22 protein-coding genes and 1 pseudogene are annotated in these 26,824 nt (G+C 38.8%); 8 read left to right on the forward strand and 15 right to left on the reverse strand.

What is annotated here, in order from left to right; translation table 11 throughout:
* Positions 1 to 86: 86 nt before the first annotated feature.
* From ACO1B7_RS10245 to ACO1B7_RS10275, 7 genes are all read right to left on the reverse strand, one after another.
* Complete coding sequence (locus ACO1B7_RS10245) at positions 87 to 1,370, reverse strand: ribonucleotide-diphosphate reductase subunit beta (protein ID WP_004645882.1); 1,284 nt, start codon at positions 1,368 to 1,370, stop codon at positions 87 to 89.
* 140 nt (positions 1,371 to 1,510) lie between these two features.
* Positions 1,511 to 1,639, reverse strand: a complete 129-nt coding sequence (locus ACO1B7_RS10250) for a hypothetical protein (RefSeq protein WP_257230312.1) — start codon at positions 1,637 to 1,639, stop codon at positions 1,511 to 1,513.
* Between the two features lie 60 nt (positions 1,640 to 1,699).
* Positions 1,700 to 1,825, reverse strand: a complete 126-nt coding sequence (locus tag ACO1B7_RS10255; protein WP_004732081.1) for a hypothetical protein — start codon at positions 1,823 to 1,825, stop codon at positions 1,700 to 1,702.
* A 781-nt stretch (positions 1,826 to 2,606) separates the two neighbouring features.
* Positions 2,607 to 4,001, reverse strand: coding sequence for a CD-NTase-associated endodeoxyribonuclease Cap4 (gene cap4 / locus ACO1B7_RS10260; RefSeq protein WP_286414654.1), 1,395 nt, complete (start codon positions 3,999 to 4,001; stop codon positions 2,607 to 2,609).
* The gene (locus tag ACO1B7_RS10265) at positions 4,001 to 4,465 is read right to left on the reverse strand and encodes a Mov34/MPN/PAD-1 family protein (protein ID WP_092766932.1); all 465 of its coding nucleotides are present in this window, start codon (positions 4,463 to 4,465) and stop codon (positions 4,001 to 4,003) included. The genes cap4 and ACO1B7_RS10265 overlap by 1 nt, the downstream gene beginning before the upstream one ends.
* A 5-nt stretch (positions 4,466 to 4,470) precedes the next feature.
* Positions 4,471 to 6,183: a ThiF family adenylyltransferase gene (locus ACO1B7_RS10270; protein ID WP_423090150.1), complete on the reverse strand. Its 1,713-nt coding sequence runs from the start codon at positions 6,181 to 6,183 to the stop codon at positions 4,471 to 4,473.
* On the reverse strand, positions 6,183 to 7,193 hold the full coding sequence (locus ACO1B7_RS10275; protein WP_092766934.1) for an SMODS domain-containing nucleotidyltransferase: 1,011 nt from the start codon (positions 7,191 to 7,193) through the stop codon (positions 6,183 to 6,185). Before ACO1B7_RS10275 ends, ACO1B7_RS10270 begins: the two co-directional genes overlap by 1 nt.
* A 553-nt stretch (positions 7,194 to 7,746) precedes the next feature.
* On the opposite strand from ACO1B7_RS10275, the gene ACO1B7_RS10280 reads away from it, so the two are divergent.
* The 3 genes from ACO1B7_RS10280 to ACO1B7_RS10290 all read left to right on the forward strand — a co-directional run bounded on the left by ACO1B7_RS10280 (position 7,747) and on the right by ACO1B7_RS10290 (position 10,120).
* Entirely contained in the window at positions 7,747 to 8,130 is a 384-nt protein-coding gene (locus tag ACO1B7_RS10280; RefSeq protein WP_001055585.1) for a transposase, read from the forward strand.
* Positions 8,127 to 8,462, forward strand: a complete 336-nt coding sequence (gene tnpB, locus ACO1B7_RS10285) for an IS66 family insertion sequence element accessory protein TnpB (protein ID WP_000618091.1) — start codon at positions 8,127 to 8,129, stop codon at positions 8,460 to 8,462. Before ACO1B7_RS10280 ends, tnpB begins: the two co-directional genes overlap by 4 nt.
* A 74-nt stretch (positions 8,463 to 8,536) precedes the next feature.
* Complete coding sequence (locus ACO1B7_RS10290; protein WP_005080957.1) at positions 8,537 to 10,120, forward strand: IS66-like element ISAba25 family transposase; 1,584 nt, start codon at positions 8,537 to 8,539, stop codon at positions 10,118 to 10,120.
* A 33-nt stretch (positions 10,121 to 10,153) separates the two neighbouring features.
* Here ACO1B7_RS10290 and ACO1B7_RS10295 read toward each other — a convergent pair.
* Positions 10,154 to 10,392 (reverse strand): annotated as a pseudogene (locus tag ACO1B7_RS10295) (helix-turn-helix domain-containing protein).
* A gap of 70 nt (positions 10,393 to 10,462) precedes the next feature.
* Between ACO1B7_RS10295 and ACO1B7_RS10300 the strand changes: the two are divergent.
* Entirely contained in the window at positions 10,463 to 10,735 is a 273-nt protein-coding gene (locus tag ACO1B7_RS10300; protein WP_423090151.1) for a hypothetical protein, read from the forward strand.
* Here ACO1B7_RS10300 and ACO1B7_RS10305 read toward each other — a convergent pair.
* A complete protein-coding gene (locus ACO1B7_RS10305; protein ID WP_423090152.1) occupies positions 10,730 to 11,332 on the reverse strand; it encodes an HAD family hydrolase in 603 nt (200 codons plus the stop codon). The genes ACO1B7_RS10300 and ACO1B7_RS10305 overlap by 6 nt on opposite strands.
* 159 nt (positions 11,333 to 11,491) lie before the next feature.
* On the opposite strand from ACO1B7_RS10305, the gene ACO1B7_RS10310 reads away from it, so the two are divergent.
* Genes ACO1B7_RS10310 through ACO1B7_RS10325 form a run of 4 tightly spaced genes read left to right on the forward strand, consistent with a single transcriptional unit; the run spans position 11,492 to position 18,371 of the window.
* The gene (locus ACO1B7_RS10310) at positions 11,492 to 12,973 is read left to right on the forward strand and encodes a type I restriction-modification system subunit M (protein ID WP_423090153.1); all 1,482 of its coding nucleotides are present in this window, start codon (positions 11,492 to 11,494) and stop codon (positions 12,971 to 12,973) included.
* Positions 12,970 to 14,112, forward strand: a complete 1,143-nt coding sequence (locus tag ACO1B7_RS10315) for a restriction endonuclease subunit S (protein WP_423090154.1) — start codon at positions 12,970 to 12,972, stop codon at positions 14,110 to 14,112. The genes ACO1B7_RS10310 and ACO1B7_RS10315 overlap by 4 nt, the downstream gene beginning before the upstream one ends.
* Positions 14,113 to 14,126: 14 nt before the next feature.
* Entirely contained in the window at positions 14,127 to 14,876 is a 750-nt protein-coding gene (locus ACO1B7_RS10320; protein WP_423090155.1) for a DUF4850 domain-containing protein, read from the forward strand.
* Between the two features lie 54 nt (positions 14,877 to 14,930).
* Entirely contained in the window at positions 14,931 to 18,371 is a 3,441-nt protein-coding gene (locus tag ACO1B7_RS10325; RefSeq protein ID WP_423090156.1) for a DEAD/DEAH box helicase family protein, read from the forward strand.
* A 54-nt stretch (positions 18,372 to 18,425) separates the two neighbouring features.
* Here ACO1B7_RS10325 and ACO1B7_RS10330 read toward each other — a convergent pair whose 3' ends face one another.
* The 6 genes from ACO1B7_RS10330 to ACO1B7_RS10355 form a co-directional block, all read right to left on the reverse strand.
* Positions 18,426 to 18,743: a hypothetical protein gene (locus ACO1B7_RS10330; RefSeq protein WP_423090157.1), complete on the reverse strand. Its 318-nt coding sequence runs from the start codon at positions 18,741 to 18,743 to the stop codon at positions 18,426 to 18,428.
* Positions 18,744 to 18,763: 20 nt separating this feature from the next.
* Positions 18,764 to 20,776: a hypothetical protein gene (locus tag ACO1B7_RS10335; protein ID WP_423090158.1), complete on the reverse strand. Its 2,013-nt coding sequence runs from the start codon at positions 20,774 to 20,776 to the stop codon at positions 18,764 to 18,766.
* Positions 20,776 to 22,176: a tyrosine-type recombinase/integrase gene (locus ACO1B7_RS10340; RefSeq protein WP_423090159.1), complete on the reverse strand. Its 1,401-nt coding sequence runs from the start codon at positions 22,174 to 22,176 to the stop codon at positions 20,776 to 20,778. The genes ACO1B7_RS10335 and ACO1B7_RS10340 overlap by 1 nt, the downstream gene beginning before the upstream one ends.
* Positions 22,166 to 22,696 carry a tyrosine-type recombinase/integrase gene (locus ACO1B7_RS10345; protein WP_423090160.1) on the reverse strand — a complete coding sequence of 177 codons (531 nt, stop codon included), beginning with the start codon at positions 22,694 to 22,696 and terminating at the stop codon, positions 22,166 to 22,168. The genes ACO1B7_RS10340 and ACO1B7_RS10345 overlap by 11 nt, the downstream gene beginning before the upstream one ends.
* 131 nt (positions 22,697 to 22,827) lie before the next feature.
* Positions 22,828 to 23,415, reverse strand: coding sequence for a hypothetical protein (locus ACO1B7_RS10350; RefSeq protein WP_423090161.1), 588 nt, complete (start codon positions 23,413 to 23,415; stop codon positions 22,828 to 22,830).
* A gap of 135 nt (positions 23,416 to 23,550) precedes the next feature.
* A complete protein-coding gene (locus ACO1B7_RS10355; protein ID WP_005104086.1) occupies positions 23,551 to 26,388 on the reverse strand; it encodes a ribonucleoside-diphosphate reductase subunit alpha in 2,838 nt (945 codons plus the stop codon).
* Positions 26,389 to 26,824 lie beyond the last annotated feature (436 nt).

The raw sequence follows: 26,824 nt of genomic DNA on the forward strand, positions 1-26,824 counted from the left end.
CTACCCCATATTAAAATTTTTATAAAGTAATAAAAAAGGGAGGGAATGATCCCTCCCTTTAGAAAAAGGCAAACAATAAAATTAGCTTACCAGCTTAACGCACCGCCAGTTTGGTAATCTGTTACGCGCGTCTCGAAGAAATTCTTCTCTTTACGCAAGTCCATCATCTCTGACATCCACTGGAACGGGTTGTTCACACCAGCAAATTGCTCAGGCAAGCCTAACTGCGCCAGACGACGGTTCGCAATAAACTTCAGGTATTCTTCCATCATGCCAGCATTCATGCCGAGTACACCGCGTGGCATGGTGTCACGTGCGTATTCGATTTCCAGCATCGTACCTTCAAGAATCATCTGAATGATTTCTTCCTGGAATTCAGTCGTCCATAGCCCCGGATTTTCGATCTTGATCTGGTTGATCATATCGATACCAAAGTTCAGGTGCATTGACTCATCACGCAGGATGTACTGGAATTGCTCAGCAACACCATTCATCTTGTTACGACGGCCCATCGACAGGATCTGGCTGAAACCGCAGTAGAAGAAGATACCTTCAAGTACACAGTAGAATGCGATCAGGTTGCGAAGCAGGATCTGGTCATTTTCAGGTGTGCCGGTTTTGAAAGTAGGATCACTTAAAGACTGAGTGTATTTCAGGCCCCATGCTGCTTTACGTGCCACTGACGGAACTTCGCGGTACATGTTGAAGACTTCGCCTTCATCCATACCTAAAGATTCGATACAGTACTGGTAAGCGTGTGTGTGAATCGCTTCTTCAAACGCCTGACGCAAGATGTACTGACGGCATTCAGGGTTGGTAATGTGACGATAAATCGCCAGTACCAGATTGTTTGCAACCAGTGAATCGGCAGTCGAGAAGAAACCAAGTGAACGCATCACGATGGTACGTTCATCTTCAGTCAAGCCATTTTCAGACTTCCACAGCGCAATGTCGTGGTTCATGTTGACTTCTTGCGGCATCCAGTGGTTTGCACATCCGTCCAGATACTTCTGCCAAGCCCATTCGTATTTAAACGGTACAAGCTGATTCAAGTCAGCACGACAGTTGATCATCGCTTTGTCGTCAACCTGTACACGCTGTGCACCCATTTCAAGCTCTTCTAAGCCTGGAGCTACATCAAGTTGTTCTAGGGAAGCAGATGCTCTTGCCAGCGAATCGGTTGGATTTGATCCTCGGTTTTGAGTGGCTCTAAGGGGTTGTGCAGCTGCCACATCCGGCGATGCGTTGCCTGCATCAGATACCATCTGTGAATTAGTCGCTTTTTGCGGCTCGACGGGCGCAGGCTGCTGTTCAGGTGCAGCCGGTTTTTGCGAATCATCTTCGAAATCGTCCCAACTTAGGATAGACATATCAATTCTCTCTACGTTGCTTTATATCTTTTATGAGACATTCAGCTTGGCTGAGATGTCTTACTATACGCTCAATTTGTTTAAGCAAAATTAAGTTTTGTCGATGAGTGTTGTGAATTTATACACAAGCACAATCCCCACTACTTATTTTGCTTACGCTGCTGGCGAACTTTGAACCAGAAATAAGCAATCGGTGCGTAAAAGGTAATACCAAAGGAAATCAGCAATGCCGCAAGTCCTAACATGTAGTTGTGGGTCATATGGGGCATTGAGGTTTCCTTTTACTTTTAGTTTGTGAATCCTAGCCGAAACTAGGATTCACGTTTAAATCATTTTTTAGATGATTTACTAGGCTTGATTGTTTCAGTAACTGTAGTTTTAGGATGCTTTTTTGCATAGCCTTCAGTTACGAAACGCCCAGTTCCTGCATCACGAGAAACTTTTTTCGTAGCCATAGAGATAATCTCCATTACAAATTCAAGATGACTCTTACTGGCTCGTTTCTCGAATCGATGATACAATCCGTTCACGCATTTTGTGATGCCAGCCTCGTTGTGACCATCTTGGTATCACTTCGAGATTGAAAGCCTTCTAGTTAGTTTTGACGGACGCTAGAGGGCTTTTTTATTGCCTGAATTTCGTAATCCCCCTAAGTCCCCCTTTGAAAAGGGGGATTTTCTCCCTCCTTTATTAAAGGAGGGTCGGGGAGGATTTAAAACCTGTCAGATTATTGACATTCTATTTATGTTAGAAGTGTATACATAAGAATAAATCCTTTATTTACAGTAAGATAACCTGTAATCTTTAACAAAAATAGTGAAAAAATGTATACATTTCTTCATGCCAATAAATTTGATGTTGTTTCACATCTAGAAATATCGTATTACAGATACCTCAAAATTTGGTTTCATTCTATTGAACTAGGATGAATGCAATCATTATATAGATCACATTATATTGTGTATAGGTTCTTTAAAAATTCTATATCTTGTGTTTAAGGATTAATCAAAGAAGCTATTGATTTTTATAAATGCTGTCAGATTGAGGGTTTGTTAGCTCTAACAGTGACAAAAAATAGATAGGAATGGAATTTATAGATATGTATTAATGTATACGAATCAAAAAAACAATAAAAAAAGAAAAACAATCAAAAATCACGATTGTTTTATGGTTAGGGTAGTTTAGAGATATTACCCACTACTAAGGTTAGTGAGTAATATTATCTATATATCATATCTAAATATTCAGCTCGGCTGTAGGGATGTATTGCCCATCTATCCAATCGTAAAGTTGAATATCACAAATCCCATTCAAACGATGTCCTAAGACCATTGCAAATAATGAGGGGGCTTTAATAAAGAGATGCAGTTTGGACAATTGATTGTTGGATTTGAAAGAAACTAAAGCTGATTTAGCCTCTCTAACTGCAAGATTCAGAGTTTCAATACTATCAATCACATTAGTACTTTCTAAATTTAATTTAGGTAATCCCTTTATGCCAAGACTACTAGTAGATTCAATATCTCTTCCTATAGAGGTAGGGAATCCAATAGTAACAATCGCTTCAGTTTCACCTTGTTGTTCATAAGACTCTAGTTTATTAAAAAAAGTTCCGTCTTTTTTATGATGGTTATCAGTGCGGTAAAAAATGCTGTTATGTTCTATTTCAAGTAGAAAATTTCGTGTAGCACTGAATATATAACCAAGCATACAGGCGCTAGACATCCGCTGTTTACCATCAATGAGAATAGTTCGTCTTTCCCCACAATTATGGATAAACTCACCAACAGAAATTGCTTGTTGAACTAAGTTTTCCCAATCACTAGAGGTTTTTTGTGAACGATTAGGACTATTGAAATCGCTAATATTTAAGTGTAATTCTTGATACTGGATTGATGATGAAAGGTTAATTTTAATAGGATTCGATAGCCAAAGATTTTTATCTTCTTTGAGAGCAAGTAGGATAAGCTTTTCAAGTTCTTTACGATATATAGGGCCAAAGGAGGAGCGGGAAATTAGATGTTTAAACTGCTCTCTGAGGTTTTTGATATCACGAGGAAGTAGCTCGATAACAGGTAGATTTTCCGTGATTTGACCTATAAATATTGAGTCGTTGTCGTCTTCAGTGAAAGATAGAAAATCAACATGATCAAGTGCGAATTCAGCCAGTGAAGCTTCATATCCTTTTTCGGTACACCAGTTAATAATCTCTTGCCGACTAGTCTGTAAAACCACAGAATTTGCGCTGTATGAAGAGCCAACACCTCTAATTCGCTCAATATCTGCAAAGAATGGGTCAAGAGTAGATGAATAGCTAGGGCATACTAATCCAAAGCGAGTAAAATCATTCGATGGGATATCAAAAGCCTGTTTGAAGCGTGAAATTTCTTCCCAAAATTTTGCAGGGGATAAGGGATGATTTTTAGCTTCATACATAACTCGTTGCAAAGTTTTTTCTGAAGAAAAATAGCAAGCCTCAATATCACCTATTGACTCGCTGACGAAGTGACTAAATGCACTTTGTGAAAGCCACAAAGGTAAGCTTCTCAATACAAAAGCATCTTGATACTCAAACCCTACTCGTGCAATTGCACCACCAGTAGATTGTTTTTCTAATAGACTAGCACTCATTATTGTCTCTCAAAATCTAAAATAGATTGGAAGTAAGAGCCATCAGGTAAGTAAGTATGGGCACTACCTTCAAGGTTGTTATCCTTTAAACGAAAAATTAATAAAACCACGAAGTTTGCACCAACTTTAGGATCAGATATCAATTCTCTCATTGTGTAATGGTCTTTGCTGCTAGGTTGTATGCTAAAAAGGGGATGACTATGCCATTCGCCTAAATAATTAAATCTTTGATAATTATTATTTGTTGATTTGTGAAAAAGGCGTATAGCTTTAATAGCATCTGTAATCCCTCGTACAAAGGAAGCAATAGCTCCAACTTTTTGCACAGTTAATGAGCTGACTCTAAAATGATTTATACCTATATGCTCACCCATCAAGACACCACCACATTCATGGATTCCAGATTTTAGTAGAGCTTTTATCAGCAAATCTTGTATGTCAGTAGGAATGGATATTGTAAGCATCAGAATTAATCTTCTATATGTTGAGGCTCTATGACTGAATCAATATTTTGCCTTTCTGGTTGCTGATTACCTATAAGTGTTTCTGATACTAATGCACCTGAACAGTCGATAGGATAGGTATCAAAAGGACATTTAAAGATCCAGTATTTACGAAATCCTATTAAGTATGCTGAAGCAGGGTAAGCAGAAGGTTCACTATCTTGAGGACATAAAATATCTAATATGAACTGTGTCATTGCTGCTGAAAGAGCGGTTACATCCGCATCTGATGCAATATAAACCTGATCTGGTGTTTCAAAACCGTAGTTACTGGCTTTTCCCTCTGGAATCGGTTCTTGCTTACTTAATACACCATGAATATGATTGCGGATTTCTAATGGTGGAGCATCAAGGATTGGTCGACTTCGAGCCATCATTGCTCCACCACCTCCACCAAATATTTCGCCCCATACTATTGGAATATGTTTTCTTTTTGCTATTGCAGCTAAAGTTACAAATGTATGAGCATTTGCTGTTGCATCAATAATCAAATTGCATGAGCTAATTTCATTAACTATTTGTACATTTAACAAAGGATTTTCTTGCCCTCCAATTCGCATATCATAAGATTTAATACGCATTTCAGTTGAAATACGTTTTAAGGCACGCTCAACTGCATAGGTTTTGGAGAATCCCACGTCTAACCAATTAAGTTCATTACGTACAATATTATGAGGAGCAAAGATATCATCATCCACTAAGCAAAAATCTGAACAACCTGATCTTGCTAGTGAAATTGCAATTTTACTTCCTAAAGAACCAAGACCTATGATTGCAATTTTTGTGTTATGTATATCACTGAATTCCATTGGTAATCTTTGGTTTTTATCATTAAAGAGGTCAATCTCTTCGAATTTTATAAATAATGAGGAGGCTTTGTTAACATAAAAAAAGTCCATATTACCCAGTAAATCATAGATTAAAATAACCTTTGATGAGTCTCCAAGTGTTTCTTCATTGCAGCATGAGGCATTTAAAAATATTTCAAGTGAAGAAATATCAGTCACAGAACCTTTAATGAGGTGGCAGCTATCTGTACGTATTGCCCAACCAGATATTTCATTTAGTTCATTCGCAAATGAAGCAGGTATGTCAGATAGGGGTTCGTTCTGAATTTGAGTTACTACGAATACAGCAGTTTCTTTAATTAATGAGATAACAGCTTTAATTTCGGTTCTTTCAGCCTCCACTTTATTCAAGGTCTGTTTCAAGATCGGTGTACATAACAGTCTATTGGAGTGTTTTCTAATTTTTTGCCCAACAGTCTCTGAATGACGGGATTGTACAGGCTCAACATCAGGAGCTAGATCACTCAGAACTTCATTTAATAAGAGAAGTTGAGCGCTTTGTATTAGTCTTACTCCTTTAATATTATGGTGCCAATTATCGGGCCCATATTCTAGACATAATACTCCTGAACCTCCGTACTGATGAGAACTCCATCTTTCACCATGTTGTTGTGGCTGTATATGTGCTGGTACATCAGGAAATAGTTCTGGATAGACGAGGATGCCTAGGAAAACTTTAGTGCCTATTTTAAGTTCGAACTTTAAATGTACTTCGTTAGTATCTGTTGATATCCACTCCTGAATGGAAAATTTTTCATCTAAATGTTCTAAATCTTTTAGTAAATGTTGTTCTTCAAGCATTCGCGCTGAGAAATTAGGAAGAACAGTCATTATGCAAAACCTCCTGGTTTATTTGGATAAATAGGAGTAGAGGGAAATGTCAGTCCCAAGCCAAGAGCGGGGCGAATTAAAGAGTCGGCTATACCAGCGGAGTTGGTGCTTCTTTGTGATGCAGAACGAGGAAAGCGACTACCTAGAACCTGACGCCATAATGTTAATGCTTTATCATTATCCGTTTCATTTAATGCATTTCGTGCAATACTTGCTTGTTCTTTTATTTTTTCATGGAAGGTCTTGAACTCATCTGTTGTAACTGTAGAAAATACATTACTTCCAGGTACACCAGGGTCTTCCAAATGTGGAACTAAATTTAATGATGCATAGCCGTTATATGTCGTACTGATAGTTTCTAAAAGATGGACAAATAACTTTTCGTAATTGGACTCACTATAGTCCATATATTCAGCAACCAAGCACTCTAATATAAACCCTTTAGGGCGTCTTAATTCTGACAGATGCTCACGACGCCACCATTTGAAAAGTTTAACGAGAGGTTTAAATTTTCCATTAGTTTTTTTATTTACATCAATTGTCCATTGAGTGTGTGCAGGAGGGTTGGTAACTAGCCACTCTTCAAGATGAACATCTGGAATCAGTAAACTATCCCCATCAACAATAATAGGTACAACGTCCATATCTGCTTTTTGAAGTTGAACATTGACCGAACGACGGTTCATGGTCAGGTTCGAATAACCTATATCTTTCAAAGCTTGATGAACTGCGTCTAATACCACTTTAGGTTCATCATCTTTTGTATGGTTAGTTACAGCAATAATGTCGATATCCGGTCTCTGGGTTTCACCACCTATTGTAGTGGGACGTACAGCCGTATTTCTTTTGTAAGAGCCAGATAGGTATGTTGTAACATGAACTTGGCTAAATTCATTGTGTTCTTTTAAAGCATCTCGAAGAGTGTTATGAGCACTAGAGCAATTAGTAACTGTGGTTGTAGAAGGCTCAATGTCAGAAAGAAGATCTAAGAATTGTTGCTGAGTCGTCATGATTATTACAGCCTCTACTTAAAATTATAGCTAGAAAGAGAAATTCACATATATTGTGCTATGTTTTAAGATGAAACACAATATATAGTGTTTTTTGGTGTTTTTTTTGAGTGGAAAGAATTTATGTGTTTGTAATAATGATGGTGGTAATGCTCTTATTATTAAGAGTAGCTAATCTCAGTAATATTTAGAGAGCCGAGAAATTACCTTAGAATATTTAATTCATATTGTAAAAAGTCTATGTCATGATTTTTTGGTTATTAAATTTTAATTAATATTGGTGGAGCTATACGAGTTAGAGGTTCAATGCCTGAGACATGTTTTAGTGAATTTATAGATGATTAAGAACCATAGGTAGATACCATTTTGGGTACTTACCTATCTTTTTTTAGGGGATATGTACCCAAAATAGAACTAACCTTTTACTAAAACATGAACAATGTGGAGGTTGTTTCTGTGGTTTAAGTGTAAGCATCCGGCTAACACAGCCTTACCAAGCGATCCTATAAGCCTTAATTTAGTTCCCACCTAAAAACAAGTGGGGACTTAATCCATGAACATGGATATATATTCAGCAACACCTCCTGTTGCTAAAAAACGCCGAAAATACAGCAAAGAATTCAAACTCAGTATTGTCAATGCCTGCAAAAATCCTAATACCTCGATCGCTTCGGTCGCACTGCAACATAGTATTAATGCCAACCTTGTCAGTCGTTGGATCAGGATCTTCAGCCATCATGAGGGTGCCGTGCAGGATCCTACTCATGTGAATCCAGCATTTATTGCTTTGCCTTACACTGCTGCAATCAGCCAACCTATTGATGAGAGGATCACGTTGTGTATCACCGTGCCTCATACGAATAATGATATTCAGCTAAAATGGCAGACATCAGAAATACCTGCCTTGGCAGAATTACTCAAGGCACTTGCAACATGATCCGCATTGATGAAATCTGGTTGTCTACTCAGCCCATGGACATGCGTGCAGGTATGGATACGACCATGGCTCAGGTGGTGAGAGCCTTTGGCTACATCAAACCGCATTGTGCTTACCTGTTCTGTAATAAACGTGGCCATCGCATGAAAGTGCTGGTACATGATGGATTGGGCATCTGGCTGTGTGCCCGGCGGCTGGAACAGGGCAAATTTCACTGGGCTCAAGTTCACCAAGGTGAAACCGTGGCCCTCAGCCCGGAACAGTTACAGGCACTGATCCAAGGTTTGCCCTGGCAGCGCATTGGACGACAGCAGGTGGTGACGATGCTTTAAACCAGGCTCGACCATTCTGCTATTCTCCAAACGTTCTATTTCATTCTTCTCATGACCTCAGGCATACTGCGGTCATGAATACGCTGCCTGACTTAAGCCAACTGACCCATGAACAACTGCTGGAATTCACCAGGCAGTTGGCGCTGCAGCATCAGTCTCTAGCACAATCAAACCAACAATTGGATGCCAAAGTTCAACATCTTTCTATTCTCAATCAAAAATACGAGCATGAACTGGCGCTGTTTAAAAAGCACAAATTCGCCCAAAAGAATGAACACTTAACGGCAAAACAAATCCATCTGTGGGATGAAGCGGTTGAAGAAGATATTGCCGCGGTTGATCTAGAACTGGAACGGCTAAATGCAGATAAAACCAATGCAGCGACACAGAAAGCCAAAACCAATAAACCTAAACGTCGACCACTGCCAGATCATCTACACACCATCCGTATTGAGCATGAACCTGCATCAACCCAATGTGCTTGTGGCTGCCAACTCCGTCGTATCGGCGAAGATGTCAGTGAAAAACTGCATTTCAGACCGGCACAGTTCTATAAGGAACAGCATGTGCGTGGTAAATGGGTCTGTGATCAGTGTGACACTCTAACTCAGCAAGCGATGCCCGCCTATGTGATTGATAAAGGCATTGCTTCACCTGAATTGCTCAGCCATGTGCTGGTATCGAAGTATGCCGATCATTTGCCGCTGTACCGTCAGCGCCTGATCTATCAGCGGGCTGGCATTGATCTGTCCAGATCCACTTTATCTGACTGGATAGGTCGCTGCGGTGTAGAACTGGAACCTCTGGCCAATGCCTTAAAAGAGGTGGTGCTGCAACAGCGGGTGCTGCATGCAGATGAAACACCGGTCACCATCATGCGGATGGGTGAGAATAATAAAAAACCGAAGAAAGGTTATGTCTGGGCCTATGCCACCACACAGTATAATCCAGTTCAGGCGGTGATCTATGACTTTCAGGATAGTCGTTCAGGCCAGCATGCTGAAGAGTTCTTGAAAGGCTGGCAGGGCTATCTAGTCTGTGATGATTACAGTGGTTATAAAGCACGTTTTAAATCAGGCCAGGTGATTGAGGTGGGGTGCATGGCCCATGCACGTCGTAAATTCCATGAACTGCATGTAACTGGGAAAAGTCAGGTTGCTGAACAGGCCTTAGTGCTGATTCAGAAACTGTATGCGATAGAAGCAGAACTCAGGAAAAAGACCGATGGTACAGCGGAAGACCGCCGCGAATACCGACAACAGCATAGTCAACCAGTGATGCAACAACTATATGAATGGCTCAACCAACATCATCTGACAGTGCCATCGAGTTCTCCCACCGCCAAGGCTATCAATTACACTCTGAAGCGTTGGCCAGCCTTAAGCCGCTATCTGGATGATGGCAATCTACCGATATGCAACAATTGGGTAGAGAATCAGATGCGTCCCTGGGCGTTGGGACGCAAGAACTGGCTGTTTGCAGGTTCGCTGCGCAGTGGTCAGCGAGCGGCAAACATCATGACTTTAATCCAGTCAGCAAAGCTGAATGGCTTGGATCCGTATGCCTATTTAAGTGATGTGCTGAAAAGGTTACCGACACACAAAGTGACCCAAATTGAAGAATTGCTGCCGCACTGCTGGAAACCTAAATCGAATTAAAAAATAGGTATGGGATTCAGCGGACGCTTACGTTTAAGTGTCAATGCTAAGAGCTTCTTCTATGAAGGTAATAATAGAAATATCTAATACGCTTAGCCAATCGCTCAATTCCAAAATATCTAGTCTACGGTCTAGGTTTTCAACTTTGGCAACATAAGATTGAGGCTTTTTCAAAGATGCAGCGAGCTCTACCTGAGTTATTTTTTTAACTCACGTATATAAATAAGTTCTTGTATTAGCCTTTTGTAGCGAGGATCGTGTATTGAGCTCATGGCTCAAGATGTTGTACTATTAATACAAATATCCCAAAATGGGATATTTTTTTATTCTTGGTGGTAGGCTTTGGAAAATATTTTTGAATATCAGTCTATTAAGGGTTATTGGGGTGCTTTCTTATCATCTTCACCTTTTAAATCTTTGACATTTAAAGAGATTAAAGAGAGTTTTTTATATGCTTATCCTCAATTTAGGGAAAAATCACTTAATAACAAAATCTATCGAGCATTTAGAGCCCTAGCGGCTGAAGGTCATGTGATTATTGATAGTGGGGGGTATCCATATAGATATACTTGTCTTATGTATTGTGTGGTGTATGAAGTTAAAGGGCACTCATAATAAATCACCTATTACATCGGATAGCTGTTGCCGTGTAAGACGCTGAATCAAGCGTGCATTCATTCCTAATGAGATTGGTTTTTCCACATCTAAAACTGGGTGATCTCCAATAAATAACATTTCTGACATTTCACAGTCGAAATGTACCTTAATGAATTCATAAATTTGCTGCTCAGGCTTTATTGATCCAACCTCATAACTAAAAACAACGACATCAAATAAACTAGGCAGATGTATTTTTAGTTGTTCACCGTAAGGCATTGCTAAATTGGAACAAAGCGCAATCTTAAAACCATGTTTTTTTAAAGTTTGTAGCGTAGGTATCGTATCTTCATAGAGTTCAATTGTATTTAACTCAAATAGAAGATCATTATTGATCTCATTTAAAAGCTGTTCAGGAATTACCTGTCCAAAATGCAGAGCTAATTGTGGAATATCAAAGGCTTTTGACATGATGATACTTGCATCATTAGGGCTTGGTCTCCTCCCATTATCTTTTAGCCATTTCATTAATTTACGATATGGAGATCGGCTTGTACCAATTTTTACAAGAGTACCGAAAGCATCAAATATTACTACTTTAGGATCATTCTTCATGCTATCTCAAAATCTACTTTTTAGATGATTCAGTTTAATATTTTTTGCCTAAGAATAAACTTCTATGAAAGTCAAATGATGTCGCACCCCACTATTTCCCCATAGCATTTCCCTTGTAAATCCAACACAATAGACTTAAAGAAATTTGAGAGTCGTACCGTGATTACAGGCGAAATTAAAAGCAAAATTGACCAGATTTGGAACGCATTTTGGAGTGGTGGTATTTCCAATCCTCTAGAAGTCATGGAGCAAATGACTTATTTGCTGTTTATTCGCCGACTCGATGAAATTCAAATTACCAAAGAAAAGAAAGCCAACCGTTTAAAAAGAGAAGTTGAGCATCCTATTTTCACGCCAGAACAAGATCATCTTCGTTGGTCAAAGTTTATTACTTTGGGTGATGCTGCAACACTGTATAACACGGTTGCTAATGAAGTCTTTCCTTTCATTAAAAACTTAGGTGCAGAAGACGAAACCACTTATAGCCATCACATGAAGGATGCACGTTTTACCATTCCTACGCCTGCGCTACTCACCAAAGTAGTGGATTTGGTTGCCGATGTGCCAATGGATGACAAAGACACCAAAGGCGATATTTACGAATACATGCTCGGTAAGATTGCATCAGCAGGTCAAAACGGTCAGTTTCGTACCCCTCGTCATATCATCAAAATGATTGTGGAGCTGATGCAGCCAAAGCCAACCGATACCATTTGTGATCCTGCGTGTGGTACAGCAGGCTTCCTTGTCGCTGCAAGTGAATATTTAAACGATCATTACAGTACTGAGATTTTTGCCAATCCTGAAGCTGCAAAACGTTTTAGTGAAGAAACTTTTTTTGGTTATGATTTTGATAGCACTATGCTTCGCATTGGTTCGATGAATATGATGCTGCATGGTGTAGAGAACCCACGGATTGAAAACCGTGATTCTTTAAGTGAAGCACATTCGCATATTGCTGAAAAATACAGTCTGATTCTTGCCAATCCTCCATTTGCAGGCAGTTTAGACAATGAAAGCTGTGCCAAGAATATTCAAGCAGTGGTTAAAACCAAAAAGACTGAATTGTTATTTTTGGCTTTGTTTTTGCGTTTGTTAAAAACTGGCGGTCGTGCTGCGGTGATTGTGCCTGATGGTGTGTTATTTGGTTCATCTAAAGCGCATAAAGATTTGCGTCAAAAGATTGTGGAAGAGCAAAAGCTAGAAGCGATTATTTCAATGCCTTCAGGTGTATTTAAGCCTTATGCTGGCGTTTCAACTGCAATTATGATCTTCACCAAAACTATGTCAGGCGGTACGGACAAAGTTTGGTTCTATGATATGCAGGCGGATGGTTATTCGCTAGATGATAAGCGTAATGAACTCGATGCCTCTAAACATGAAAATAACAACATTCCCGACATTATTACCCGTTTTAAAAACCTAGAAGCAGAAAGCACTCGTAAAGCCACTGAGCAAAGTTTTATGGTGGATAAAGCGGATATTGCTGCCAATGGTTATGACTTGTCGATTAACCGTTATAAGGAAGTGGTATATGAGCAAGTGGAATATGAAGCACCAAGTAAGATTTTGGCGGATTTAGAAGAGCTTGAGCAGGATATTTTAAAAGGAATGGCTACGCTTAAGGAGATGCTTAAGTGAGTTACCCTTTAGTTTGTTTAGGTGATGTTGCTGATTTTATTAATGGTGTTGCTTTTAAGCCTGAAGATTGGGGAACAGAAGGTAAACCTATTATTCGTATTCAGAACTTAAACGATCCATCAAAAGAATATAACTATACAAAACGTGAAGTTAAAGATACTAACATCGCACATAAAGGTGATTTATTAGTTTCATGGTCAGCTAGTTTAGGTGTTTATGAATGGAGTGGAAAGGAAGCCTGTATCAATCAACATATTTTTAAAGTTGTTCCAAATGATGAAAAAATTGATAAAAATTATTTAAAACGTGCTCTTGAACTATCCATAGTTGAGATGGAGAGCCAAGTTCATGGTGCCACAATGAAACACATTACTCGTGGAAAATTTCTTGCGAATAAAATCCTACTCCCGCCACTTGAACAACAACGCCGAATTGCATCAATTTTAGATCAAGCTGATGCGCTACGCCAAAAGCGTCAGCAAGCCATTGGAAAGTTAGATCAGCTTTTACAAGCTACGTTTATTGATATGTTTGGTGATCCGATATCAAATCCAAAAAATTGGGATAAATGCCTGCTTGAGAAAGTAACTCATAAAATTACTGATGGAACGCATAAGACTCCTACATATATGAGTTCGGGTATTGAGTTTTTATCAGCTAAAGACATTAAGAAAGGTCGTATTGTTTGGAATACAAACAAGTATATTTCTGAACAAGAACACAGCCAACTCATCAAGCGATGCAATCCAGAAATTGGGGATATTGTGCTTGCTAAAAGTGGTTCACTTGGTTCGGTTGCTATAATTGATCGTTCACATCAATTTAGTTTGTTTGAAAGTTTATGTTTGATTAAACATGATCGGCAACGAATTGATGCGATATTTCTTACTAGTATGTTGAGAAGTCCGTCCATGCTTTCTCATTTATTGGGAAAAAATAAGGGAATTGCCATAAAGCACTTACATTTGGTAGATATAAGAGGGCTTGAAATTCTCCTTCCACCAATTGAATTACAGCTTGAATTTTCAAGTAAGATTGGATCTATAGACAAACTAATTAGTATTCACTTATCTTCATTAGAATATATCGACTCTTTATTCAAATCACTACAAAACCAAGCATTTAACGGCACTTTATAAATACAAGGATAGTTATGAAATTTAAATTAATCGTAGCCGTTGGCTTAAGTTTTTTTTCAACCGTCAGTATTGCAGAGAAATATACATTTTCTCCTGTAAGAATAGATATCAGCGTAAATGAACAAAGAAAAACTTACCCTATAACCGCTATAGGTGCAGCAATATTTAAAAATGGTGTGCAAGTCCCTGCGTATTCGATCAGTGTTCCTATGGGTATGGATGAAACTGATGCACCACATAGACCTACAGCAAGTTGTAATAAGTCAAAGTGCTATTTTGCAATGGATTTACCAAAAAAAATTGCTGCCAACATGAGGGTATATAACATTGCTGAAACAGATGAATGGATTTTAGCACCTGCTGAATGGACACGATTGAAAGGTGCTATTGGTGTAAATGGCAACACCGTTTTAGCACTCGCATCAGCAGATCAAAAGTCAAACCTAAGTTTATATGCTGTGCCTGCTTGTGTCGGTTGTGGACTAAATGCTGCAACTCCATTTTTTCCAGAAGCTGCAAGGCAAAATCAGCAGTTATATGGTACTAAGTTTAGTGGGACAACACCACCTGTAAAGATAGTAAGAGCGAATCAACAAACTGTTTATTATCAGTATCAATTAAAAGGACAATACCAAACCAATGGTGTCGCAAAATTTCGACCAAATGAGGATAATATTTATGATGGACTTAGTGTGACTGTCGCATCAGATAAAATGGAATATGCTAGAACAATGTTGAACTTTTTTTCTTTAACACATAAGTAAATTACTTAATCAAGAATGTATAAAATTTAATTTAAAAAATGAGGGAATATATACATGAGCAATTTTCAGTTTTTAGAACCTGAATTTAAAAGCTTGGCAGCTACCGCAAAAGAAGCCGAAAAGCTCACGTATATATCCCCACAATTTGCCCTTGCAGCAGCTCGTACTTCGCTTGAAAACCTTGTTCTATGGCTGTATCAATACGATAAAAAACTGAACCAACCTTATGACCCGTCACTGCATAACTTACTTAACGATCTCAAATTTAAAGACCTGATTCCACCCTATATTTGGGACAAAATGGACAACATCCGCATGGTCGGCAACAGTGCCGTACATGGGAAAAAGTTCAAACAACTCACAACAGAAGAAACCGTAAAACACATCAGTCATTTATTTTTGATGTATGTCTGGTTTGAACGTAACTACGGTTCACCGTCCAAAGACCGTTCACAGCCGCATATCTTTAAAACCGAACTGATTCCTAACGCAGATAACACACAGCAAATCACCGCAAACAAAGAACAACTACTGAAAGAAACCGAAGCAAAAGAAAAGCAATTTGCAGAACAACACAAAGCCTTACGTGAACGTGAGCAAAAACTCTTTGAGTTATCTGCAAGTTTAGAAGAACGTGAAAAACTACTTGCCAACATAGATGCTGAACTTGCACAAAAACGTGCAGACGTTGAACAAGCCAAAATTGCCAACAGCAAAATCGAAGACCATACCGACTATAAAGAAGATGAAACTCGAAAACTTAAAATTGACCTGATGCTTGAAGAAGCAGGCTGGGAAATTGGTACATCCGTTCGGGAAGAAGTTGCTGTTACAGGTATGCCAAGTCCATCGGGTAAAGGTGCAGTGGATTATGTGTTGTATGATGCCAATTGCTTGCCCTTGGCTGTGGTTGAAGCCAAACGTACATCAACCGACCCTGACATCGGACAGCAACAAGCCAAGCTGTATGCAGATTGCTTAGAGCAACAGACAGGACAACGCCCAGTCATCTTCTATACCAACGGCTACAAAACCCGAATATGGAATGATGTGCAAGGTGGTCCACCACGTTTGGTTCATGGCTTCTATACTCAAGCAGAACTCAAACGCTTGATCGAAAGACGTAAGAACAACCCTGATTTAAGTAGCTTCCCTATCAATACGAACATTGTTGAGCGCTACTATCAAACTCGTGCCATCAAAGCCATGCTTGCAGCCTATCAACGTAAAGAACGTGCAGGCTTACTGATTATGGCAACAGGGACAGGTAAAACTCGTACCGCCATTGCACTGGTCGATGTATTGATGAAAGCCAATGTGGTGCAAAAGGCATTATTCCTTGCAGACCGCACTTCACTGGTAAATCAGGCGCACAACGCCTTTAAAGCCAATTTAAAAGATGCCTCATTTGTCAATTTACTTGAAGATAAGAGCCAAGTTGGACGAGTCTATTTCTCGACGTATCAAACCATGATGGGCTTGATTGATGAAAAAAATGCCGATGGCACACGCCAATTCGGCACAGGTATGTTCGACCTGATTATTGTCGATGAAGCACACCGTAGCGTGTACCAAAAGTTTGGTGAGATTTTTAAATATTTCGATAGCTTGCTGGTCGGTTTAACCGCAACACCACGAGATGAAGTTGACCGTGATACCTACGCATTGTTTGGTTTAGAAAGTGGTGTACCGACTGATTACTACGATCTCGATCAAGCCATTGCCGATGGTTATCTCGTCCCACCTAAAGCCTATTCCGTACCGCTTAAATTCATGCGTGAAGGCGTGAAATACGACGAACTTTCCGAAGAAGAAAAACAACACTGGGATAGTCTAAATTGGGGCGATGAAGAAGCTCCCGAAGAAGTTTCAGCATCCAAGATTAATAAAGAGCTGTTTAATACAGGCACGATTGATTTAATGCTCAAGCACTTGATGGAAAATGGTATTAAGACCGAAGGCGGTGATCGTCTTGGCAAAACCATTATCTTTGCCGTCAATCAAAAACATGCCCAGTTTATTGCTGATCGCTTCAATGAAAACTATCCGCAATATGATGGCAAGTTTGCCCGTGTCATTACACATGCCACTAAGTATCCACAAAGCTTAATTGATGACTTTAGCAAGAAAGATTTACCTGAGCCACAGATTGCGATTTCAGTGGATATGCTCGATACAGGCATTGATGTACCTGAAGTGGTCAACTTAGTATTCTTTAAAGCTGTACGTTCTAAAGTGAAGTTTATGCAGATGATTGGGCGTGGTACACGACTCTGCAAAGAATTGTTTAGCCCTGAAAAAGATAAAAAAGAATTCTTTATTTTCGATTATTGCTCTAACTTTGAATACTTCAATGAAAATCCAGATGGTGCGCCTGTATCGACCACAGAGCCACTCGGACAACGCTTGTTTAAAGCACGTTTAAATATCCTGAGTCTGCTCAATGCTAAAGACTATAACACCGAAGAATTGAAAGCTGTACAGCAAGATATGCGTCAGAGTTTACAGACTGAAGTAAAGTCCATGAACAATGAGAATTTCATTGTGAAATCTGAACTTGAGCATGTTGAACATTTCAAAAATGATGATGCTTGGAACAACTTAGATGATCTTGCCATCGGTACGTTACGAGAACACATTTCTAAATTACCAAACCAGCTTGAGCCTGAAACCTTAGAAGCCAAACTGTTTGATATGTTGTGTTATAACCTTGAACTAGCAGTATTAGAAAAGAACAATACAGCAGCTCAAAGCTATGCCAATAAAGTGATTGAAATTGCTTCTAAACTGGAAAGCAAAGAAAATATTCCTGTTGTTGCAGAACAGATTGCGCTGATTCAAGACATTCAAACCGTTGAATACTGGAAAGGCATCACCTTGCCAATGCTCGAAGCGATGCGTAAACGTATTCGCGATTTGGTGAAACTGATTGAAAAATCGACCTCGACCATTGTGTATTCTATGCTCGATGATGAAATTGGACAGATGCAAGCGGTTGATATTCCTGTCGTATCAAGTGGTGTCAATCTTGCACAGTACCGTAAACGTGTAGAAAGCTTTATTAAGGCGAATGAAAATCATATTACGATTGCAAAGTTAAAACGTGGTTTGACTCTTACACCGACTGATTTAAGTGAGCTAGAGCGTTTTGTTTTTGAAGCTCAAGAAGTAGAAAGCCGAGATAAGTTTGAAGAATGTTTTGGTACAGAAAAGTCACTACCATTATTCATTCGCTCTTTGGTGGGGTTGGATCGTCAAGCGGTACAAGAAGCATTCTCAAAGTATCTACAAGGTTCAACGTATAACGAAAAACAGATACGTTTTGTGGAAATGTTAATCGAACATTTAACACAAAATGGTGTATTAGAGGCTGCTCAATTATATGAACCACCGTTTAACCAAATTCACTATGAAGGGATCGATGGTGTGTTTGGTGATGGGGATGCAGACAGTATATTTGGGGTGGTTGAAGCGTTTAATGAAGCGGTGGCTTAAATTTTTGAAGAAGGTAAGAAATGAGTGATTGAGCCTCTAAATAAGAATGTGTAATCATCTAAAATTTTTCTCTGCATGGGAGGGGATTGCTCTATCTAAATCTTCTAAAGATAGACCTCTATTCGTAGCATTTGTTGCCCATACTACAAACTTTTCAGTCAGCAGATTATTTTCATTTTCAAGGCGTTCAATTGTAGCTTCTAGCTTTTCAATTTTTTCTAAAGCTGTTTGTAATCCATAATTGCCAAAACCTTTTGCTATATTTTTATCGGGATTTTCATTCCACCGTCTTTTATCCCAAGCATCTTTGAATTTTGGATGTCTTAATAAAGCAGCTTTTGTATATTTGTGTCCTATATCTAATTCTAGCAATGCTAAAAAGCGAGACCACGTTAATGTTGTTCAATTGGATCGGCTAAAGTAAACATCGTATTGTTGGGGATAGAGTCATCCTCTAAAAAAGCTTTAATTTTTTGCCAGCGCTCATATTTGGGTTCGTTTAGTTCAATCCATTTTCTTGCACCTGGATGACCATCTTTTTCTGCTTGTTTGGCATTTAAAAGCGCTTTAGAAAGCAATTCGACTTGTTGATTGGCTTTTGTAAAATGTGCTTCATTTCCTTTCATTACCGAAAACTCACTACAATTTCCGCAATCCTTGTCTTTGGGGCAAGGAGTGAGCGAGTAATCATGTCTACAGATGCCATATTGCGTGATATGAATGGATCCTAATTCAATTTTTAACGCTTCTTCATAGTTAATTGGATTGAGGTGTATAATTTTTTTTATTTTTTCGTCTAAATATCCTGTCTGTGAAATTTTTTGGAATTTATCTTCTATATTAGTGAAAGCCTCAATATAAGCATCTTGAGAGATGTGGTTGTAAACATCATTTTGTTTAATACTTTTCCTGCCAGACCAAAATGCAATAAGTTCCTGTGGTAATGCTTTTAGCTGTGCCAAAGTATTTAGTAAGTGTCTAAACTGATGTGTAGTGATATACATTTTTTGTTTATCACCTTGAGTATTTAGGAACTTATGATTTCTTGTAAAGATTGTATTACCATTTGGATTACTTCCTAATTGTTTGTTAATTTGGCCTAAGTTAATAGGTTCAGGGACATTTTGAAGATTATCTGCATCAGGTTTTAGAATGTTTTTAGGTAATACAAATAATGAATCGTGCCAATATTGTTGAGTAGAGCCATTTAATACAGGAAAAGTCTTCGGAAATTTGGAAATGATAAATTTCTCAAGTTCTTCAAATTGATATAGGTTAACCCAAGAGCTGTCCTTATCGAACATTCTTCCTTTATCAGAGGTTCTTCCAATATTTTTTGAGAAACCATATCTAAAGGCATGGCATCCTTTGATTGAATTTTCTTTTCCTAAAATTTGTGCAACTTCCCAAAGGGTAATGGGTTGATTTCTGAGGTGAGTTAGATGCTCTGGTAGATATAAGTTTTGAGGGTTTTCACTGTACCATTTTGCTGCTATACGTGCAGAAGCTCCAAGTCTAGTTAAATAGTCAATGGATTTTGATGCTATATCATCCCATTCAGGGCTAATGCTAAATTTAGTAATTGGGTCACCACCTTTTGATGGAAGCCATTTTAGTCCCATAATTTCTTGCTCATCTTGGGAAGCGAATGTCTTGCAATCTATATGTAGTGTTAGTATTTCAGTTCCTCTGCTAGGTGCGAACATGGCTAGGGAAACAAAAGATGTAACGATTTTATCTGAGGTGTGAGTACTTGAGCAGTGTATGTCAGCGAGCGCTATAATCTCTTCTAAATGTGGAAGTTTAGATTTTTTTTGATTGATATGTTCTCTTTGTGTACGGTCACTTCTTATTGGTGCTGTATATTTGATACTAGTAGACCATTGGTAAACTTCTGTATTTAGCCCCTTTGCAATAATAAAATTGTTGATAATATTCTCTAGATTTTTAGCAACAGACCAAGCATCTTGAAATCTTGATAAAAGATATGCTTCAGCTAAATTTAGAGTTTCAATATTAATTTCAGTCACGCAGATTTCACGGTTTTGTTTATGTAATGCATGCTCTAAGGCTTGGTATGCATAAATAATCCGTCTAGATTCTAGTAGTTTTTTGGCCAACATAATTTCGCAAAACGATGCCTTAACAAAATCTAAGAGCGGCTTTGAAATGGGTTTTTCAACTATCGATTTGATTTTTGAGTCATCAACATAAGATCTGAAATGTACTCTTTGTGATTGATGATTTCTTATCTTGTTTTTTAAAAAGTCTGTAATGTCCCATATAGAATCATCCCAATGATTGTCTTGAAATATAAAGTTATTTTTATACTTTAAAATATATGTATTTAATTTTTTCTTAGCTTCTAGCTTTCTAGAATCATTGAAGTCTATAAATGAATGCATTAGTTATTTGACTCCTCAACGATTGACATAATTTCTTTGACTGCTTCAATAGCTCTAGTGGTAATTTCTTTAATCCTTTCCTCTTGTTCTTTCGCTTGGTCATCCAGTAAAAATTCTAAAAGGCTATTCCATGGAGCATCAGCTAAAGGTTCAAAATAAGGACAAGTCAAACATGAAATAGGGGCATTCTGATAGCATTTTGCTTGTGTGCCACAGGAGCCAATGCTTTTTCCTGCTAAGCGAAAGAAATCGGCAATAGCCGAGTTTTTGAACGTTGCATCATCAAGAGAGGTGATGATTTTTCCTTTGAATGCATGCGCAAAAAAGCTCATTTCCTCTGATAACGCATCTTGTATTGGTTTCTGCAGCTCAGGTAAAGATGCACGATAGTATTTAATACAGCTTAAAGAACGATGTGTAAGTAATCGCGCAACTTCATGGTCTGAAGCACCATTTTTCAAGGCTCTGGTTGCAAGGGTGTATCTAAAGCGATATGCGTTGACAGGAATTTCTCCCTCTAATCTTGAAGAGTAGGTGTCTAAATTTTCAAAAATTACTTTTATTTTCTTACTAATTTCATTGGGGTTTAAACCAAAAAGGGGGATGTCTATATTTTTATGATTAGAATTGGAAATGTATCTAATAAGGCAATCCGCTAATATTGTTGGAGCTTTTCTTAAAAAAAATCCTTGATCAATTATACCTTCGCCTTTTGCTAATGGCATTTTGATCATGACATCATTTTCAATGATATTTATATCATTGAATTTTAATCTTGAAAGCTGTACAGGCCTTGCACCTGTTGCAATAACAAACCATGCAAGTGTGTAATCGTACTGACTTAATTTTTTTTGGCTAAAAGCCAAGTTTAAATTGTCATGTAGGTTTACAAGCTCTTGTGTAGTAAAAACTCCTTTTTCAGGGTCATTTACAATTAATTTGAAGTATGCAGGGTTTCGTTCTTCCCATTTGTTCGTATTTTTAAAAAAATCTATAAGTTCTTCTGTCATCAAATCTTTATGACGTAGACTTAATTTTCTCAAAAGTGGGATTAGGAAAGGCTGATAGCTAGGATTAATATTATTCAGTGTTTCCAAGCAATTAATATCAAGGTGGCTTTCTTGAAATATATTTGAATTAAACCATTTTTTTAAGGCTCTTGTTGTGGCTGAAACATAAGTTATCGATTTTGTTTGAATCATATCAATAACTAGGTTTGATAATGCGGTGTGTAGTGGATTACCGCTGTCAAAAATATCTAAGTTTAGTGTGAATATTTGATTATCGTGATTGGTAATTTTAAATTTTTGAAAAAGAGGAACTTTTAATAATTGTCCATCTAAACTAATGATTTTCCGTACTGATACCGATGGGCTAAAAAGATCCAAACTATATTGCATTATTTTCTCCTTTGTTTTGAGCAATTGAGTTTGCTAGTAGTTCACCCAATTCATCAGCCTTTTCTCTGATTGATCGTCTGCTATATCTGCTACTCATTTCAGAAATTGAACTCCAACCCATTAGTCTATTTCTTATTTGCTTTTCTAACTCTTGGTTTGGTTTCTGATCTGGTGGAAGGCTATCAATAAGTATATTTAGATTGTCATTCCATGTTCTTCTCATAGTATGAGGTGTAATACATGTTGAAATATTTACTTGTTTTTTTAATGTCCTAAAAATTAAATTGATCGCATCATTGGACAAGTGTTGACCTGTTTCAGTTGTGAATAGATAACCATGTTTTCTATTTTTGAAAGGCACTTTAGATAAATGCCGTGTGATGAATTGATGAAACAGTTCACAGGTATTGGATGAGCATGGAACAGTTCGTTCTTTTGTTTTGGACACACGAATATGGATTTGATGTGTTCTAAAGTCGACATCTTCAATTTTTAAGAATCTAAGCTCACTGCGTCTCATTCCAGTGCCTCAAAGCATCTCATAAATTAGTTGATTACGATGCCTGTTAAAGTTACTTCTAAATGGGTTGTCTGGGTGGGTTGGGTTCATGATTTCGATAATAATATTTTGCTCTGATCGGCTAAGCCCTTCTAGTACGTCTTGATCACCCTTGTTCTTATTTTTTGGTGCAAGGGTATAGAAGTAGTTGAGGCTTTGTTCAAAATTATCAATTTTCTCTTTATTAAAGCGATGCTTCGATCTTTGCAGTAAAAACTTAAAATATTGATGAACAGCTTTAATCGAAAAGCCCCCTCTGTTGCAGTCGTGGTAGTTTTTTGAATGGAGACCTGGGTGGGCATGTAAATTATATTTTCAATTTTTTTGGCAATTTTTTTTGGGGTTAAGGGTTGAGATCCTATTTTTTGTATCAGTAGCTCATTTTGTTTCGTTCTTTTTAATCTTAGAAAAAAAGCTAAATCTTGAAGTTGTTCAATAGTTAAAAACTGAGCATTTAAAATTGTATGTTCCAAGTCAATATTATGAATAGTTGCCCACAGGTGGGCCATGCCAATGCAGTAGAGATTTTTTTCTGTAGTACTAACTTGACGACCTAAAGTTCGAAACTTTGTCATGGCATAAATATTAGGATGAAACAGAGGGATTCTATTTTCATCAATGAGAACAACCATAGGTTGACCATCACTTGCAATAAAGTTCTTTATGCTACGTTTTATCATTAATATATACGTTTTCTAATTGTCATCTACCTTGTATTTTATTAAATACAAAAATATACCCCTTGTAAAGAGCTTAAGTATAAGATTTACAAGGGGTATACTAAAATATTGTATACTATTTAAAGTATATCATCCCTATTGACAAGCTTCACAATCAGGATTGTCAATTGAACATGCCATTGGCACTGGCGCCGCTTGAGCAAAACCTTCTTCCTCTGCAGGAGCTTCAGGTTTTTGCGCTTCAACGACAGGAGCTGCTGCTACAACAGGAGCCGCAACTGTTGCAGGTTTAACTGCATTCAATGCGCCCGTATTAATGGTTGATTTCTCGGCAGACGTCGCACCCAATGCACGAAGGTAATAAGTTGTCTTAAGACCACGTAACCAGGCCATCTTGTAAGTGATGTCCAGTTTCTTACCGTTTGCACCAGCGATGTAAAGGTTAAGAGACTGTGCTTGGTCGATCCATTTTTGACGACGTGAAGCAGCATCCACGATCCAGCGAGTTTCAACTTCAAACGCAGTCGCGAAGATGGCTTTAAGCTCTTCCGGAATACGGGAAATCTTCTGCACAGAACCTTCGAAGTGTTTCAGGTCATTGACCATCACAGCATCCCAAAGACCACGTTCTTTCAACGCACGTACCAGATACGGGTTGATTACAGTGAATTCACCAGACAAGTTAGATTTCACATATAAGTTCTGGAATGTAGGCTCAATAGATTGAGACACGCCACAAATGTTTGAAATCGTAGCAGTCGGAGCAATTGCCATCACATTCGAGTTACGCATACCGTCTTTTTGAACTTTGGCACGTAAAGTATCCCAGTCCAGACGTTGAGTGCGGTCGACTTCGAACATGCGTTCTGGACGAGTTTTCGCAACCAGATCAAGCGAGTCGATTGGCAGGATACCTTGATCCCACAATGAACCCTTGAATGTTTCGTATGTACCACGTTCAACAGCCAAATCGCTAGATGTTGAAATCGCGTAGTACGAAATCACTTCCATTGATTCATCTGCAAACTCAACCGCAGCATCAGAACCATAAGCCAGGTTCATTTCATATAGTGCATCCTGGAAGCCCATGATACCCATACCAACCGGACGGTGTTTCAAGTTCGAGTTACGCGCTTGTGGAACAGCGTAGTAGTTGATGTCGATCACGTTATCGAGCATACGAACCGCAGTTTTAACTGTGCGTGCCAGTTTTTCGCGATCAAGTACACCACCTTGAACGTGTTGTACCAGGTTGATCGAACCCAGGTTACATACTGCGATTTCTTCTTTGCTGGTATTCAGGGTAATTTCTGTACACAGGTTAGAAGAGTGCACCACACCTACGTGTTGCTGTGGTGAGCGTAAGTTACATACGTCTTTGAATGTGATCCACGGGTGACCAGTTTCGAACAGCATAGACAGCATTTTGCGCCACAAATCTTTTGCACGGATTTTCTTGTGCAACATGTTTGTTTCTTTGGCAATCGCTTCGTAATGTGCATAACGCTCAGCGAATGCTGCACCCGTCAAATCATGCAGATCAGGCGTTTCAGAAGGCGTGAACAGAGTCCATTCCGCATCTTCGAATACACGTTGCATGAACAGATCAGGAACCCAGTTCGCAGTGTTCATGTCATGGGTACGACGACGGTCATCACCGGTGTTCTTACGCAGTTCCAGGAATTCTTCGATGTCCAGGTGCCAGGTTTCTAAGTATGCACAAACTGCACCTTTACGCTTACCACCCTGGTTAACCGCAACAGCCGTATCGTTCGCCACTTTCAGGAACGGAACTACACCTTGAGATTTACCGTTAGTCCCTTTGATGTATGAGTTCAAGGCACGAACTGGCGTCCAGTCATTCCCTAAACCGCCTGCCCATTTAGACAGCATTGCGTTATCACGCATTGCGCCGTAAATGTCGTACAGGTCATCATCAATGGTTGTTAAGTAGCAGCTAGACAATTGTGGACGTAACGTACCTGAGTTAAACAGGGTAGGCGTCGAAGCCATGTAGTCGAAGCTAGACAATAAGTTATAGAACTCAATCGCGCGGTCTTCACGGTTTTCTTCATTGAGCGACAAGCCCATAGAAACACGCATAAAGAACAATTGCGGAAGTTCGAAACGCACACCATCTGAATGGATGAAGTAACGGTCAAATAAGGTTTGCAGACCCAGGTAAGTAAACTGGTTAGAACGTTCCGGTTGAATCGCAGCAGCCAGTTTCGCCAGGTCAAAGTTCAACAATTCTGGAGAAAGCAGCTCAAGCTCAATCCCTTTTTTCAGGTAAGTTTCCAGCGCATCGCCTTCAACTGTATCTACAGGTAGACCCAGGAATTTCAAACCAGTCGCAACCAGGTCATCACGCAACAAACGTGCAGTCACATACGTATAGTTAGGCTCTTGTTCAATACGGGTACGGGTCGCCATCATCATCGTGGTCGAGATGTCAGACTCTTTTACGCCGTTGTACAAGTTTTTCACGGTCTCATCGACAATGGCTTGTACATCAATGCCTTCAAGGCCTTCGGCTGCTTTAGTAACATGCGCAGTTAAAGCACTTAAATCCAGTGGCTTGAGTTTGCCTTCAGCATCGGTAATTTGCAGGGTCGGGTGATGATGTGCGCCCAACTGTTTACGTGCTTCAGAACGTTGTTCACGGTAAATGACATAAGAGCGTGCAACTTTCTGTTCGCCCGTACGCATTAGCGCAAGTTCAACTTGGTCTTGAATTTCTTCAATATGAATCGTTCCGCCAGAAGGTAAACGACGTTTAAAGGTATTTAATACCATTTCCGTCAGTTGCTCGATACGATCATGGATCCGGCTCGAGTCAGCGCTTTGTTGGCCTTCAACCGCCAAAAACGCTTTACCAATTGCGACAGAAATTTTTTCTGCATCAAAAGCGGCAACATCACCGGTGCGTTTAATCACCTGAAGTTGACCAGGAGTTGAAGTGATTACGCTCATTTAGCATAGCTCCATTGTCATCTATTTTTATGTTTATGGACCGTTTGAACTGGGCAAATTTTATGCCACAGTATTTGAGGAATAAACACAAGACCTAGTGGTTTTAAAATTAATTGCACACAAGATACGGGAAAATTTAGGGTAGATCAATATTGACATTTAGCTAAATATTTTTCTTAAGTTGTGCTTTAATCATTGCAAAAATATCGCTATTTTTATTGATTTTTGTATAAGCCTTATCCGGCAAGGCATAGCATAACAAAGTCCAAAGAAAGTGCTTATAGATAACACTGTGGATAACTAAAAAGTGCTGAATCAAGCAGTCATATTTTGTCCATGTAATAGTTGTGTAAATCGAAAATCAGATCTAAGCCACTGTTTCAAGCATAATTGTCCAAAAAATGCACGATAAAATATTACAAAATGCTATCTTGAT

Origin of the sequence: Acinetobacter lwoffii, assembly GCF_049367455.1 — a bacterium.
Taxonomy (GTDB): Bacteria; Pseudomonadota; Gammaproteobacteria; order Pseudomonadales; family Moraxellaceae; genus Acinetobacter; species Acinetobacter lwoffii_W.